Here is a 15,050-nt window from a genome sequence, read left to right on the forward strand (position 1 = left end):
CCCGTCATGACGCCCTCGACCCGCCCCGCTCCGACACCCGTCGTCAGCCCGGTGCCCCGCGCGGTCTGGCGGGAGGTGATGGACGCCGACCCCGACGCCACCGCGACGCAGGCGCCGGAGTGGATGGACTGCCTCGCCGCCCGGGGCTGTACCGACCGCAGCCGGCTCTACGTGCTGCCCGACGGCAGGCGCCTCGTGCTGCCGGTCGCGGCGCGCGCCGTCGGGGGGCTCGCCGTCACCGAGCAGTCGTGGCCCTACGGATGGGGTTACGGGGGCGCCCTCGTCGAGGGCGGCGAGCTGGACGAGGAGAGCTGCCGGCTGGTGCTCGACGACCTGGCGCGCAGCCGCGCCGTGCTGGCCGGGGTGACGCCCATGCCGCTGCGCGGAGCGGTGTGGGACGCCGCCGCGGGTCCGCGGGTGCGGCGCGTGCACTACACCTCGCACGTCATCGACCTCGCCGACGGCTGGGACGCGCTGTGGACGACGGGGTTCCGCCGGCAGGCCCGGAACTCGGTGCGCAAGGCGGAACGGTTCGACCTGGAGGTCCGGCGGGAGGACGGCACGGTCGCCGCGGGCCCGGGCGGCCGCGGCCTGGCGATCTTCGCCGACCTGTACGCGCAGTCGGTGGACCGCTGGGCGACGCAGCGCGGGCAGCCCCTCGCGATCGCCCGCCGCCTCGCCGCCCGCCGCGACCGGCCCGGGCAGGTCGCGGCGGCGGCCGCGGCGCTGGGTGAGCGGTGCGCCGTCTGGTCGGTGCTGCGCGCGGGCGAGCCGGTCGCGGTCAACGTCACGCTCGACACGCCCGGGCACGCGATCGGCTGGATGTGCGCGATGGACGACCGGCTGGCCCGGGAGACCCTCGCGACGTACCTGATCCACTCGCTCTCCCTGCGGGACGCCTGCGAGCGGGGCGTGCGGTGGTTCCACATGGGCGAGTCCGACGCCGGCTCGAACGGTGGGCAGTTCAAGGGGTACTTCGGCGCGGTGCCGTGCGAGTACGCCGCCCTGCGGCTGGAGCGGCTGCCGCTCGCGCGGGCCGAGCGCGGCGCCCGCGCCGCCTACGGGGCGCTCTCGTCGGCGCAGTCGGCGGTGCGGTCGGCCCGGTCGTCCCTGCGGTCCGCGGTGCGCACGCCGCTCGCGCTGCGTCGGGCGCAGCCGTGAGCCGGGTCACGCTGTCGATCTACGACCACGTCGGCAACCCGCACTACGGGGGTGGCGGCGCGGTGGTGGTCGCGCGGATCGCCGCCGCGCTGGCGGACGAGCACACCGTCACCGTGTTCTGCGGCTCCTACCGGGGCGCCCGCTCCGGGGTCGACGGTGGCGTCCGCTACGTGTTCCTCCCGGTCGGCTGGGCCGGGCCGCGCGGCGGGCAGGTGCTGTTCCAGCTGCTGCTGCCACTGGTCGCGCTGGTGCACCGCTCCGAGCTGTGGATCGAGAGCCTCACCCCGCCGGTCTCGGCGAGCCTGCTGCCGCTCACCGCGCGGCGTCCGGTTCTGGCTCTGGTGCAGATGCTCTGCGGCGCGGACATGCAGCGCCGCTACGGGCTGCCGTTCGAGGCGGTCGAGCGCCGCGGGCTGCGGCTCTACCGCGACGTCGTCGTCCTCAACGACGTCGACGCGGCCCTCGTGCGCGCCGCCAACCCCCGCGCGCGGGTCACGGTCGTTCCCAACGGTGTGGACATGCCGGCCGACGAGCCGGGCGGCTCCGCGGGCCCGATCCTCTTCCTCGGGCGCATCGACGTCCGCCAGAAGGGGCTCGACCTGCTGATCGATGCGGTCGCGGCCGAGCCGGGGCTGCGGCTGGACATCGCCGGGTCGGGCACCGCGGCCGAGGTCGCGCGCCTTCGCTTGCTCGTCCCGCCGTCCGCGGCCGACCGGGTGCGGCTGCTCGGCCGCGTCGAGGGCGAGCGCAAGACGGCACTCCTGCGCGAGTGCCGTTTCGCCGTCGTCCCCTCCCGCTACGAGACGTTCTGCCTCACCGCGCTGGAGGCCCTCTCCCACGGCAAGGCCGTCGTCCACTTCGACCTCGAGCGGCTGGCGTGGATCGGTTCCGGCTGCGGTGTCGCCGTCCCGCCCTTCGACGTGGGCGCGCTGGCCGCGGCGATGCGGGACCTGTCGGCCGACGGGCCGCGGCGGGCCGCGCTCGGTCGCAGCGCCCGCGACCGGGCCCGCGAGCACGCCTGGCCGGTCGTCACCCGGCACTACCGGGACCTCGTGGCCGCGCTGCTGGCCGGATCCGCACCGGGGGCGGGCCGGGTTCAGCGGCGCAGGCGGTTCCGGACGGTCGACAGGCGCCGGCGCGTGTCGTCGGACAGCCGCGACACCAGCGCCGACCGGGTCCGCGCGGCGGCCTCGACCGAGCCCCGCAGCGCCGGTCCCGCGCGGCCGGGGAACAGCATCACCCGGGCCTGCTCGCGCGTGCCGCTGGCGAGGTCGGCCTTGTACGACTCGTTGTCCCCCAGGAGGTCGAGCTCGCGCAGCTCCGGATCCGCGAAGGCGTAGTCGATCAGATGCTGAGTCAGCACGACACCGGGCCCCAGTTTGGCGTGCGCGTCGTCCATCCCGAGCTTCAGGAACGAGAGCGTGGACCCGTGGCGCAGGCACAGCCCGAACCCGATCGCCTGCCCCGACACGCGCAGGAACATCAGGCGCAGCAGCCCCTCCCCGGCCGCCCAGCCCGTCGCCGCCCGGTAGAAGGCGACGGCGGCGGGCGAGGAGAGCACCGCCGAGCCGACCGCGACCTTCCACTCCCGGGCCTCCAGCCGCCACCCCTCGTCGAGCAGCGCGGCCAGGTTCTCCCGCCCGTCGCGGACGTCGAACTCGACGGTGCCCGCCTCGGCCATGCGGCTGCGCAGTCGCTTGAGGCCGTGCCTGCGGTTCTTCGACAGCCCGCGCAGGAACGCGGCGGGGTCACCGGACACGTCGATGAACGGCGAGCGGCGCATGGGCCGCACCAGCACCCCGACGCGGGCCCGGTCCGCCGCCTCGCGGACGGCCACGACACCGGGGTCGCCGAGGTCGACGGCCGCCATGTCGATCAGCTGCCGCCGCGTCGCCAGCAGCCGCTCGGCCAGTTCGGCCGTGGCGTCCGGGCCGACCGACAGCGGCCGGTACAGGGCGGTCTCCTGGTTGGTGGACGAGCGCAGGCTCAGCGGCCCCGCGAGCACCGGCAGGGCGGCGACCAGCTCGCCGCCGCGTTCGACGGTGACCAGCTGCAGCGCGTCCGTGCGGCCGAACGCGTCCGCCCACGGCAGCAGCCACCCGGGCCGCATGAACGGCGGGGCGCCGGTCGACAGCGCCAGGGCGTCCCAGCGTTCGACGAGCGCCGGCGAGAGCGCCTGCACCAGCCCCGATCGACTCACCGTGACCTCCCCGGTGCACCGGCCCGGCCCCGGCGGGACGGACGACCAGCGGGAGGCTACTGGCGCAGGCCGGACAGCAACAGGAGGTCGGTGTCGCTCCTCGCGGCGATCGCGGCGGCTCTGGTCGCGGTGCTGGCGGTCGGCGGCTGTTCGCTGTTGGGCCAGGCGGCCGCCGCGCCCGCGGGCGAGCCGGTGTTCGGCACGCTGGTGACGGAGCCGGACCACGTCGAGGACGAGGTGCGGGCCGGGGTGACCGGCGCGATGGTGGAGCTGTCGTGGGCGCAGGCCGAGCCGGCCCCCGGCCGGTTCGACGAGGACTACCTCGGGTCGGTACGCACGGAGATCGACACCCTGCGCGCGGCCGGGCGCCCGGTCTCGCTGGGACTCGGCCTGCACGCCACCCCGGACTGGGTCCTCGCACTGCCGGACGCACGCTTCGTCAACCAGGACGGCGCCGTCTCGGCCGAGGCGAACCTCGTGTTCGCCCAGGACGCCCGCGTCGCGGCCGAGGGCTATCTCTCCGAGGTGGCGCGGCAGCTCGATCTCGCGGGTGTCGCCGCCGTCCGGCTCACCTCCGGCGGCTCCCCGGAGGTGCTGTATCCCGGCGGCGGGTACTGGGCGTTCGACCGGCACGCCCAGACCGGTGCCGGGCTGCCGCCGTCGATGCCGCCGAACCCGCTGCCCGGCTGGCGGCCCGGCACGCCGGGCCCGGACCCGGGCCGGGTGCGGGCGTGGGCGGACTGGTACGTCGGGGCGCTCGCCGACGTCGTCGGCTGGCAGCTCGACACCCTCGGGCGCCTGGGATTCCGGGGCAGCTACGAGGTCGTCACGCCCGGGGTGGGGGTGCAGCCCGGTGACTACGACCGCGCCGTCCGGGAGGGCCTGCCGTCGGGCCTGCTCGGTTCGGGAGCGGCGTGGCAGGTCCTCTACGCCGCGCTGCCGCGCCGGTCGGATCTGCTGGCCTACGTCAGCTCGGTGGCCGACGGCTCCGGCGGCGACGACGGCTGCCGAGCGGACGACGTCGCGGCACTGGACGGGGCACCGGACGGGACGACCACCGCGTGGTCGGCGACGCGGTGGATCGCCGCCGTGGCCCGCCGCAACGGGTTCGGGGTGGCGGGGGAGAACCCCGGCTGGCACCAGTCGGACGCGCTGGACGCGCTCTACGTCGACACGTCCGGGACGGGCATGATGGCCGCCGCGGTCCGGCAGGCCCGCTCCTGCGGCCTCGTCGCGTTCTACTGGGCCCACGACGCGCAGCTGTGGGACGGGACGGTCCCGTTCCGGCGCTACGCGGAGCTCGTCGGGGCCCGGTAGCGGTCAGGGCTCGTAGTAGGTCTCCGCGCGCGTCGGGATCACCCCGCCGGGGAACAGCGCGTCGACCTGGGTGCGGTAGCCGCGGACCAGCCGCTGCTTCGCGGGCAGGCCGGTGTCCCACGTCCACTCCCGCAGGCCGTGGCGCGCCAGGTAGGCGCGGTCGACGGCGGCGGTGAGGTCGTAGGGGAAGTCCGAGTAGCGCACCAGCGGGCGGCCCAGCAGCTCGGCCGTGCGTCGCGTGAGGAGGTGGTCGACGTGTGCGCCGACGCCGACGGGGGCCAGCACGGCCGCGGCGTCGATGCCGGCCAGCTCGGCGGCGAGCACCCGGGGCAGGGCCCGGTCGGCGCGGGCGACGCGGCCCAGGGCGATGTCGAAGCGGTAGGTCGGGTAGCGGTGCACGAGCTCGGGGAGCAACCGGCCCGCTGCCGAGACGGCGGGGGACACGGCGGCGGGGACCCGCCGGGCCCGGAACAGCGCGTCGGTGACGCCGAGGTGCCACCACCGGGTGCCCAGCTCGTCCAGGACCTCGCCGTCCTCGGACCGTCGCGCGGCGAACAGGGTCGCGGCGTCGACCGCGGCGCACTGCCGCAGGAACGACCGCGCCGCGCGGGTGTGCGGCGGCGGCGCCGCGGCGGTGAACAGCGTGACGACGGTGACCGGGCAGTGCTCGACCAGCGAGGACAGCAGCGCACCGCACGACAGGACGGCGTCGTCGAGGTGTGCGGAGAGCACGAGGACGGGGCGTCCGGCCGCGGCCGCCGCGCCGAGGACGGCCGACCGCGTCAGGTCCATCCGAGGTCCCCGAGGAGCCGCGGGGCGAGGAGCCCGGCGGTCGCGTCGGCCCGGTTCAGCACGACGAACACGATCACCCCGAGCGCGACGACGACGGCCAGTACGGCGAGCGCGACGGCCAGCTGTCGTCCGATCGCCGGGTTGCGCCAGGACGTGTCGGCGTCGCCGCCGGACGGGGTGGCGGGCTCGGCACCCGGCGGGCCGGGCACCGCAGGGGTGACCGGACCGGCTGCGTTCGGGTGCGGACCGGCCCACCGGACCACGGGCGGTGGGCCCGGCGGGCCGGCTGCGGCCGGTGGCGGCGCGACCGGACGCTGCGGCGGGCGGGCCCGGGGCGGCGGGTACGCCGCCGGGTGGGCGGGCCGACCGGCCGGCGGCGGCCGGTGCGCCGGGCCCCGGACGCCGGGGGCGGGCAGCGGCCCGGGGCCGCGGCGCCGCGCACCGGGCCACGGCACCGGGGCGGTGGGCTCGGAGAGGGTCGCGGGGTCGGGCGCCACCGTCTCGGTCCGTTCGTCGGGTGCCGGGCCGGGCCGCGGCCCGGCCCCGAGCGCCACCGTGTCGGTCCGTTCGTCGGGATTCTGGCCGGGCCGCCGCCCGGCCTCGGGCGCCACCGTCTCGGTCCGTTCGTCGGGCGCCGGGCCGGCCCCGAGCGGCGGCCCGCCGCGGGCCGGCGCCGGGGCGGGGGTCCGGCGCCGCGGGGATGGCCGCGCGGGTGGGGCGGGCATCCCCGCACGGCAGGCCGCGAGCTGCGCCGCACCGCGCGCGACCGCGTCGTCGGGCGCCCTCGCGATGCGGACGCGCGACCCCAGAGCGTCCCGCACGAGCGTGGTGACCAGCGGGATACGGGCGGAACCCCCCGCGAGGACGAGGGCCTCGGGCCGCGCGGGCGCGGCGGCCACCACCCGCCGCAGCGCGTCGACGGTCTCGCCGACGGGACGGCGGAACAGCGCGTCGGCGTCCTCGCGTCGGAGGAAGGCGCGACGGTTGCCCGTCGGCAGCGGCACCCGCACCTCGGCCACCGCCTGGTCCGAGAGCGTCTCCTTCGCCCGCACGCAGGCCGCGAGGATGCGCCCGCGCGCGTGGGCGCCCTCCGGGGTACCGGGGTCCCACCGCGACAGCGCACCGCCGAGGCGGGCGTCGAGGTCCTCGCGCACGAGCTCGTCCAGCTCCGTCCCGCCCAGCCGCGGCACGCCGTCGGATCGGCAGGCGAGCTCCACGTCGGGCGCGTGCACCCGCAGGACCGCGGTCTCGCACGAGCCCGCGCCGAAGTCGTAGACGGCGACCGTGCGCTCGGGGCGGCTCGACGCGAGGAACCACGCGCCGAGGGCGAGCGGGGCCGTGGTCGTCGTCGCATCCGGGCGTCCCGCCCGTGCGGCGGCCGCGACGAGCCGGTCGCGCCCGCGTGGGCCCAACGCCGCGGGACGGGTGAGCACCACCCCGGCGGGCGGCCCCGCACGCTGCGCCGTCACCCGGTCCAGTACGTCGCGGAGCACCCGGCCCAGCAGGTCGGCGACCTCGAGCTCGTGGCGGCCGCACCGGACCGGGGCCGGGTCGTCCAGCCGTCGCACGAGCAGGTCGACGGTCCACCACGGGTCCGCCGCGGCGGCGGCCGCCGCGTCGTCGCCGGTCCGGACCGCACCCTGGGGGTCGACGTGGACGAGGGCCGGCAGACCGGGAGCGTGGGGCCCCAGGGGGACGGTCTCGACGCCCGCGCCGTCGGCGACCGCGGCCGTGACCCACGCGTTCCCGATGTCGACCCCGAGCCAGTAGTGCCCACCACCGGCGGCCCGGGTGCTCATGTCGACACCGCGTAGAGCCGGTTGTCACCCGCCCCCGCGTAGACGGCGCCGTTGGCGGCCGTCGCGGCGAAGACCGGGCCACCCACGGTGACGCTCCAGCGCTGCGACCCGTCCGCGACGTCGAGGGCGTAGAGCTTGTTGTCGGCGCAGCCGGCGTAGACCGTCTCACCGGCGACGGCGGGGGTCTGGACGGTCCCGGTGGTCTCGAAGCGCCAGCGGGGGGCCCCGGTGGCGAGATCGAGCGCCACCAGTGCGTTGCCGGCCGCGGCCACGAACACGGTGTCGCCGAGGACCACCGGGACGGCGGCGGACCCCACGCCGTCGACCTGCCACCGGGGCGTGCCGTCGGTGAGCGAGAGCGCGTAGAGGTGTCCGTCCGTGCTGCCGGTGAGCACCGTCGAACCGGCGACGGCCGAGGCGCCCGAGACCGCGCCCTTCGTCGCGAACCGCCACCGCCGCTCGCCAGTGACGCCGTTGAGGGCGTAGAGGTAGGTGTCGCTGCCGCCGACGAGGACGGTGTCCCCGGCCAGTACGACCTGGTGCATGTCGTTGCCTCCCACCGCGCTCCACCGGACGGTGCCGCCGATCACGTCGAGGGCGTAGACCTTGGCGTCGGCGCACCCGACGTAGACGACACCGCCCGCAGCCCGCGGGGAGTGCACGATGCCGCCCAGCCGCGTCGCCCACCGCTGGATGCCGGTCGTCGTCTCGATCGCGTACAGGTGGCCGTCGTCGCTGCCCAGGTAGACGACCCCGCCGAGCACCTCGGGGGCGGAGCCGACGGCCGCCTGCGTCGCGAAGCGCCACCGCAGACTCCCGTCGGCCGCGCCGAAGGCGTAGAGGGCGCCGTCGTTGCTCGCGCCGAACACGGCGGTCCCCGCGGCGCTCGGCCGGGCGAGCACCTGGCCCCCGGTCGGCGCGGACCACCGCACCGTGCCACCGGACGTGCCCGGCCCGACGAGGCGTGCGGCCAGCGTGCCCGCGCCGGCCACCGCGACGAGCCCGCTCGCACCGGCCAGCAGTGCGCGCCGCGACAGGCGCCGCGGCTGCGGCGGGGCGGGCGGCGCCGTGCCGCCACCCGCCCGCGGGCCGGACATCGGCCGGGTCGTGGGCCGGGGCGCCGTGCCGACCGGCCCGGTCGGCGGCCCGGTCCGCGGGTCGGTCTCGTCGCCGACCGCGTCCCGCAGGGCGGCGGCGAACGCGCCCGCGCTCGGGTGGCGCTGCGCCGGTTGCTTGGCCATGCCCCGGGCGACGACGGCGTCCAGCGCCGTCGACAGGCCGGGCAGGACGGCGCTGGGCCGGGGCGGCGGGCTGTTGAGGTGGGCCCACATCAGCGCGATGGGTTCGCCGCTGAAGGGCTTGCGGGCCGTCAGACACTCGTAGGTGACGCACGCCAGCGCGTAGATGTCCGCGCGGGCGTGGTCGACGGGACGCCCGTCGGCGTTGCGGACGTGCTCGAACCGCTCCGGGGCCATGTACGCCAGCGTGCCGAGCAGGGCGCCGCGGGTCGTCGCGACCGTGCCGCCCGCTTCCGGCGCCAGGTGCGCGATGCCGAAGTCGACGAGGTAGGCGAACGGCACCCCCGTGACGAGGCCGCTGACCAGGATGTTCGACGGCTTGACGTCGCGGTGGGCCATCCCGACGGCGTGCGCGGCGTCCAGTGCGGACGCCACCTGCGAGATGACCGTCACGGCCGACCGGGGCGGGAGCGCGCCGCGCCGGGTCAGGTGGGTGCCGAGGTCGACCCCGTCGACCAGGCGCATCTCCAGGAAGAGCTGCCCGTTGATCTCGCCGTAGTCGTGGATCGGGATGACGTGCGGCTCGGCCAGGCGGGCCGTGCGCTCGGACTCGTTGCGGAACAGCCGTTGGAACACCCGGTCGGCGGCCAGGTCGCGGCGCAGGCGCTTGACGGCGACGTGCCGGCCCTTCTCGGTGTCGAACGCCCGGTAGACCTCGCCCATGCCGCCCCGGCCCAGCACGGCGTCGAGCCGGTACCGCCCGAACATCTCGGCCGCCACGCCCACCGCCCCTGATGGAACCCCGGACCTCCGCGAACCGGTCCACGATAGACGGATCGGCGGACCGCCATCGGCGAGCCGTGCCCGGGGCGTCATCGCCGCGCCGCCACGGTCGTCAGCGGACGGGTGTACGGCGTCCACGGCGCGTCGTAGCGCGGCGCGGCCGCTCCGGCTCGGAACGCCCCGGCCGCGTCCGGTGCGCCGGCGATGCGCCAGTCGACCTCGCCGCCGACCTCGAACCAGATCACGCCGATGACCTCCGGGTGCCGGTCCAGTGAGCGGAACATGTCCCGGATCCAGTCCGCGCGGCGCCCGATGACGTCCGTCGCCCCGGTCTCGGCGATGACGACCGGACGGGCGCTGATGCCGGCGACGCTGCGCAGGGTCTCGCCGAAGATCTGGTCGAACGGCCGGTAGGCGCGCTGGCCCCCCGTGCCGTAGTAGCCGGACAGGCCCACCCAGTCCACGTAGGCGTCGCCGGGGTAGAGGGTGTCGAGCGGCTGGCTGCCCGCATATCCGACGTTGGGGCTCCACACCCAGATGACGTTGCGCGCACCCGCCGCGTCGAACAGGTCGTGGACGTGGTGCCACATGCGCACGAAGTCACCCGGCCGGTTGCCGTTCACCCGCTCCGCCCACGGGTACCAGGTGCCGTTCATCTCGTGGCCCAGCCGCACGGCCACCGGGTAGCTGAGGTCCGCAATGCCCCGGGCCCACGACCGGACGTAGTCGTCGTAGGCGCCGCCCGTGATCTCGGCGAGGCGCCAGGCGGGCTGGTCGGCGCGGCCGTGATCGGACGGGCCCTGCGTCCGGAAGTCCCACGGCTCCCAGGACACCATCGGCAGCATCCCGCGCGCCGCCACCCGGGTGATGGGCTCGGGGCTGAACTCGTCGATCGCCCAGCCCGCCGAGAACTCGTAGACGGAGGGCCGGGTGCCGGTCGCGGTCGCGAACCGTTCCGCGCCCGCGAAGTCCTTGGTGCCGGCGTCGGTCTGCACGCCGATGAACGTGTGCCCCGCGGCCGGGAACTGCGCGAGCTGCGCCATCTGCTGCGGCGGCGGTCGCTCGTAGACGAAGCGGCTCTCGGGAGCGCCCGGCGACGCCAGCTGCGGCCCGACGACGAAGGTGTACCAGCCGAGCATGCCGAGCACGGTCGCGGCGAGGGCCCGGGGCAGGGTCGGTCTCATCGCCGGCCCGTCCGGGTGGGGGCCGCGCGCGGCGTGCGCCGGGCACGGAGCCGGCCGCCGAGCACCGCCAGCGGTGGAACGAGGCCGATGGCGACGCCCGCCGCGGCCCAGACGGCGGCCGCGGCGTGACCGCGCGGGACCAGCAGGCCGCAGACGAGCAGCGCGGCCCAACCCGCCGCCCAGCCCAGGTGCAGCCGGAAGGCGCGCACGGAGTCGGCACTGCGCAGCCGGCCCTTGGCCGTGACGACGTAGGTGAGCGGGCGGCGCAGGACGGCGGCGACCCCGGCCGCGACGTACACCGGCCCGGCGACCAGGGCCAGCGCGATGCCGTGCAGGCCGTGGTCGTCGCGCTCGTGCGCGACGAGGTTGTACCGGCGCAGCCACCGCCACACGACGAGCCAGCCGAGCATCGCCGACGCCCAGAGCGCTACCCAGACCTGCCCGTCGAGCCGGGCCGGGTGGGCGTCGAGCAGGAGGTAGCCCGCCGTCGCGAGCGACCCGAGCAGGACGTGGACGGCCACGCTCGGGTAGTAGAACTGCACCATCCCGAACAGCAGCCGCTGCGGGCGCGACAGCCGGATGCCGGCGCGCAGCCGCCGGTTGCGCCTGATTTCCCAGATGCCGTAGGCCCACCGCTTCTGCTGGTTGAAGTAGTCCGTCCAGCTCGTCGGGCCCTCGCCGATGGCGAGCACGTCGGGGGTGTAGACGCCGCGCCACCGCCGGCCGGTGGCCGGGTTGACGGTGCCGAGCACGCGCATGCCGGTGAGGTGGTCCTCGGTGACGGAGTCCTGGTACCCGCCGATCTGGTCCCACGCCGCGGGCCGGTAGAGGTGGTTGGTCCCGATCAGCAGGGGGGCGCCGAGCCCGTTGCCCGCACGGGAGATGACGCCCGAGAACACGTACTGCTGCACGGCGGCACCCCGCGCCACGAACGTCTCGTAGGGGTTCCCGTACACCTGCGGCGCCACCACGAACGCGACCTCGGGGTCCCGGAAGTAGCCCAGCGTGCGCTCGAGGAAGCACGGGAACGGGACGTGGTCGGGATCCATCTGGCAGATCACGTCGAAGCGGGCGGCGTGCTCGGCCCGCCAGGCGTTGTGGTTGCCCGCCTTGGACCGCGCCCGGAACTCACCCGTGGGCCGGTTGTGCTCGGGACGCCACCTGCGCGTGAAGTGGCGGACCCCGAGCCGCGCCGCCATCGCGCGGACGACGGGGGAGTCGCCCTCGTCGAGGATCCAGACCTCGACGTGGCCCGCGTAGCGCACCTGGCGCATTGCCCGGAGCGCGCGCTCGACGATCTCGACCGGCTCGCGCTCGGGGACGATCGTCGTCAGCATCGCGACACGCAGCCCCGGCGGCGGCGCCATCGGCAGGGGGTCGCGCATCCGGTAGACCAGCACCCACAGGGCGACGTTCTGGGCGAACCGGAGCAGCTCCACGAGCAGGACCAGGCAGAGACACAGCCTGCTCAGCGTGAGGCGCGCGCCGGCCAGCCCGACCACGCCCGGCCCGGGGAGGTGGCTGGGCAGCAGCAGCCAGGTGACGAACACGGCGACGACGGCGACGTTGACGCCGACGAGCGCGCTCAGCACGAGCAGCTCGCGGCGGCTCGCGGTCGCGCGGAACCGCACGGAGACCTGCCGACCCGCGGGCCGGGGGGGACCGGTGATGCGGGCCGCATCCCGGTACTCGGCGGCGACCCGGTCGACGCGCGGGTTCGTCGAGGGGAACAGCGTCGTGGGCTGGTCCGCCACCGGTGGCCGGGTCGGAGCGGGGCGGCGGCGCGAGCCGTCACGGGTTGCCGGAGCCGCCGGCGTGACCGGGGGCAGGCGGGTCGGGCGGGTGGGGTCCGGCGGGGGTGGAGCGGCGCGCGCCCGCTGCGGCAGGCGCGGCTGCGTCCGTGCGGGATCCGGGTGACGCGACGGCGTGGGCGCGACCACGGCCGGGGGCGCCGGGATGCGCGTGCTGACCGACGGTGGCGCGACGGCGACGGCAGACCCCGACCGCCGCCCGGCCGGGGCCGGCGGCTGCACAGCGGGCGGCCGCGGAGGTCGCACCGGAGGGTGCCGCTGCTGGCTCGTCATGCGTTCCCCTCGTCGAGGCGCCTGCTGCTGTGCCGTCACCCCCGATCAGGTCACGCGGTCATCCAACCGCCAAACGAGGGCGAGGACCATCTCCTGCGGGGACAATCGTCGGTCGCTGTCGGCACGAAGATGTAGCCGGATGGCAAGTGCCGTCGGCTCCGGACCTGTGCCCCGGGGCGGGCGCGGCGGAGGGCGGTCGGCGGCCGCGGGGCGGCACCGGTGCCGGAACCGTCGTACCCCGCGGGCATCCTGTGCGGGGCGGCCGGCGGGCCCGGGCGACCGGCCGGGCCGAGGTGCGTGGCACGACGAGGAGGGTTTCTGGTGGTGGCCCGTGGGCCGCGGGGTGGGGTGCGCAACCGGGGGGAGTGGCAGCCCGCCGCGGTGCTTCCGGTCGCGCGGGTGGTCGTCGACGTGGCGCTGGCCCATCTGGACCGCCCCTTCGACTACCGCGTGCCCGGCCACCTCGACGAGCTCGCGGTGCCCGGGGTGCGGCTGCGGGTCCGGTTCGCGGGCCGGCTCGTGGACGGCTACCTGCTGGAGCGGGCGGCGGACTCCGAGCACACCGGCACGCTGGCCTGGGTCGAGAAGGTGGTCTCCGCCGAGCCCGTCCTGACCCCGGAGGTGGCGGCGCTGTGTCGCGCGGTGGCCGACCGCAGCGCCGGGGTCATGGCCGACGTGCTGCGGCTCGCGGTCCCGCCGCGGCACGCCCGCGTCGAGGCGGAGGCGGTGGGTGAGCTTGCGGCCCCGCCGCCGGTCACCGCACCGGCCGCACCCGGGTGGGCGCGCTACGTCCGCGGTCCCGCGCTGCTCGACGCGCTGGCCGGGGGGCGCACCGCGCACGCCGTCTGGCAGGCGTTGCCCGGTGAGAGCTGGACCGAGCGGCTCGCGGAGGCCGCCGCGGCCACCGTCGCCGCGGGCCGGGGTGCGTTGCTGGTGGTGCCCGACCAGCGCGACGTCGACGCGCTGCACGCCGCGTGCGCCGCCCGGCTCGGGGCGGAGGCGGTGGTGGCGCTGACGGCGGAGCTGGGGCCGGCCGAGCGGTACCGGCGGTGGCTCGCGGTCCGCCGCGGCCGGGTCCGGGTGGTCGTGGGCACCCGGTCGGCCGCGTTCGCGCCGGTGGCGGAGCTGGGGCTGCTGGCGATCTGGGACGACGGCGACGACCTGCACGGTGAGCCCCGCGCGCCCTACCCGCACGTCCGTGACGTGCTGCTGCTGCGCGCCCGCACCGCCGGGGCCGCGCTGCTCGTCGCGGGCTTCGCGCGCACGGCGGAGGGCCAGCTGCTCGTCGAGTCGGGTTGGGCGCGCGAGGTGGTGGCCGAGCGCCACACGGTGCGGGCCGCGATGCCGCGCGTCACGCCCGTCGGGGAGACCGACGGCCAGCTCGTGCGCGATCCGCAGGCCCGCGCCGCCCGGCTGCCGAAGATCGCGTTCGAGGCCGCGCGCGAGGGGCTGGCCGGGGGCCGTCCGGTGCTGGTGCAGGTGCCGCGGGCCGGCTACGTGCCGTGGCTGTCGTGCGGGTCCTGCCGGGAGACCGCGCGGTGCCGGCACTGCGCGGGTCCGCTCGGCCTGCCGGGGCGCCGCGGTGCGCCGGACGCGGCCACGGACGCTGCGCTGCCTACCTGCCGGTGGTGCGGCCGGGCCGAGGCCGCGTTCCGCTGCCCGGCGTGCGGGTCGCGGCGGCTGCGGGCGGGTGTGATCGGGTCCGGGCGCACCGCGGAGGAGCTCGGGCGGGCCTTCCCCGGCACCGTCGTGCGGGCGTCGGGCGGCGGATCGCCGGTGCTGGCCACCGTCGCCGGCGGGGCGGAGATCGTGGTGGCCACCCCGGGGGCCGAGCCCCGGACGCCCGGCGGCTACGGCGCCGCCCTGCTGCTCGACGGCTGGGCCCTGCTCGCCCGGCCGGACCTGCGGGTGGTCGAGGAGACGCTGCGCCGCTGGCTCGGTGCCGCCGCGCTCGTCGTGCCGCACACCGACGGCGGCCGGGTCGTGGTGATGGCCGAGGCGGGCGAGCCGGTGGTCCAGGCGCTCGTGCGCTGGGACCCGGCCGGGCACGCGGCCACCGAGCTGGCCTCGCGCACCGAGGTCGGGTTCCCGCCCGCGGTGCGGATGGCCGCTGTGGAGGGCAGCGCGGCCGCGCTGGAGGAGCTGCTGGATGAGCTGCCCGAGACCGTGGAGGTGCTCGGCCCGGTCGAGATCGAGGTCGCCCCCGGCCCGGGCGCGCCGGACGAACCCCGCGAACGGGCCCTGCTGCGCGTGCCCCGGACCGAGGGCCGGGCCCTGGCGGCCACCCTGCACGCGGCCCAGGCCTCCCGCACCGCGCGCAAGTCCGCCGATCCCGTGCGCGTGCGCCTGGACCCGATCGAGATCGGCTGAGGGGCGCGGCCGGCCTCCGGGTGGGGCCGGCCAGCCCGTCCGCTCCGCGGCGCGCACCGGTCCGGAGGGGCCGCGTTCCCCGCGCCGTGCCACCGGCCGTCCGTTGCGGTGATCGGCGGGCG

The 15,050-nt window shown here is 77.2% G+C and carries 9 protein-coding genes and 1 pseudogene; 4 read left to right on the top strand and 6 right to left on the bottom strand.

Going from position 1 to position 15,050, the window contains the following annotated elements; genetic code table 11:
• Positions 1-6: 6 nt before the first annotated feature.
• Positions 7-1,161: a GNAT family N-acetyltransferase gene (locus BGP03_RS31710; protein ID WP_298800603.1), complete on the top strand. Its 1,155-nt coding sequence runs from the start codon at positions 7-9 to the stop codon at positions 1,159-1,161.
• A 62-nt stretch (positions 1,162-1,223) separates the two neighbouring features.
• A pseudogene (locus BGP03_RS31715) lies at positions 1,224-2,150 on the top strand (glycosyltransferase family 4 protein); the annotation flags it as partial.
• A 107-nt stretch (positions 2,151-2,257) separates the two neighbouring features.
• On the opposite strand, the gene BGP03_RS31720 reads toward BGP03_RS31715, so the two are convergent.
• On the bottom strand, positions 2,258-3,361 hold the full coding sequence (locus tag BGP03_RS31720; protein WP_298800602.1) for a GNAT family N-acetyltransferase: 1,104 nt from the start codon (positions 3,359-3,361) through the stop codon (positions 2,258-2,260).
• 90 nt (positions 3,362-3,451) lie between these two features.
• Between BGP03_RS31720 and BGP03_RS31725 the strand changes: the two genes are divergently transcribed.
• Positions 3,452-4,678 (top strand): beta-galactosidase, encoded by a 1,227-nt coding sequence (locus BGP03_RS31725; protein ID WP_298800601.1) that lies wholly within the window; start codon positions 3,452-3,454, stop codon positions 4,676-4,678.
• Between the two features lie 3 nt (positions 4,679-4,681).
• Here the strand turns inward: BGP03_RS31725 and BGP03_RS31730 are convergent, their stop codons facing one another.
• The 5 genes from BGP03_RS31730 to BGP03_RS31750 form a co-directional block, all read right to left on the bottom strand.
• Positions 4,682-5,470, bottom strand: coding sequence for a PIG-L family deacetylase (locus BGP03_RS31730; RefSeq protein ID WP_296377166.1), 789 nt, complete (start codon positions 5,468-5,470; stop codon positions 4,682-4,684).
• Complete coding sequence (locus BGP03_RS31735; RefSeq protein ID WP_298800600.1) at positions 5,461-7,269, bottom strand: Hsp70 family protein; 1,809 nt, start codon at positions 7,267-7,269, stop codon at positions 5,461-5,463. The genes BGP03_RS31730 and BGP03_RS31735 overlap by 10 nt, the downstream gene beginning before the upstream one ends.
• Complete coding sequence (locus tag BGP03_RS31740; protein ID WP_296377048.1) at positions 7,266-9,293, bottom strand: PQQ-binding-like beta-propeller repeat protein; 2,028 nt, start codon at positions 9,291-9,293, stop codon at positions 7,266-7,268. The genes BGP03_RS31735 and BGP03_RS31740 overlap by 4 nt, the downstream gene beginning before the upstream one ends.
• An 86-nt stretch (positions 9,294-9,379) precedes the next feature.
• The gene (locus BGP03_RS31745; RefSeq protein ID WP_298800599.1) at positions 9,380-10,474 is read right to left on the bottom strand and encodes a glycosyl hydrolase; all 1,095 of its coding nucleotides are present in this window, start codon (positions 10,472-10,474) and stop codon (positions 9,380-9,382) included.
• On the bottom strand, positions 10,471-12,228 hold the full coding sequence (locus BGP03_RS31750; RefSeq protein WP_298800597.1) for a glycosyltransferase family 2 protein: 1,758 nt from the start codon (positions 12,226-12,228) through the stop codon (positions 10,471-10,473). The genes BGP03_RS31745 and BGP03_RS31750 overlap by 4 nt, the downstream gene beginning before the upstream one ends.
• A 654-nt stretch (positions 12,229-12,882) precedes the next feature.
• Between BGP03_RS31750 and BGP03_RS31755 the strand changes: the two genes are divergently transcribed.
• Entirely contained in the window at positions 12,883-14,928 is a 2,046-nt protein-coding gene (locus BGP03_RS31755) for a primosomal protein N' (protein ID WP_298800638.1), read from the top strand.
• Positions 14,929-15,050 lie beyond the last annotated feature (122 nt).

The sequence above is a fragment of the Pseudonocardia sp. 73-21 genome, assembly GCF_001899645.1.
GTDB lineage: Bacteria > Actinomycetota > Actinomycetes > Mycobacteriales > Pseudonocardiaceae > Pseudonocardia.

What these genes read in the sequence shown, in the direction of transcription:
- BGP03_RS31710 (WP_298800603.1), top strand. Translation starts at nt 7, where the DNA reads ATGACGCCCTCGACCCGCCCCGCTCCGACACCCGTCGTCAGCCCGGTG.
- BGP03_RS31730 (WP_296377166.1), bottom strand. Translation starts at nt 5,470, where the DNA reads ATGGACCTGACGCGGTCGGCCGTCCTCGGCGCGGCGGCCGCGGCCGGA.
- BGP03_RS31735 (WP_298800600.1), bottom strand. Translation starts at nt 7,269, where the DNA reads ATGAGCACCCGGGCCGCCGGTGGTGGGCACTACTGGCTCGGGGTCGAC.
- BGP03_RS31745 (WP_298800599.1), bottom strand. Translation starts at nt 10,474, where the DNA reads ATGAGACCGACCCTGCCCCGGGCCCTCGCCGCGACCGTGCTCGGCATG.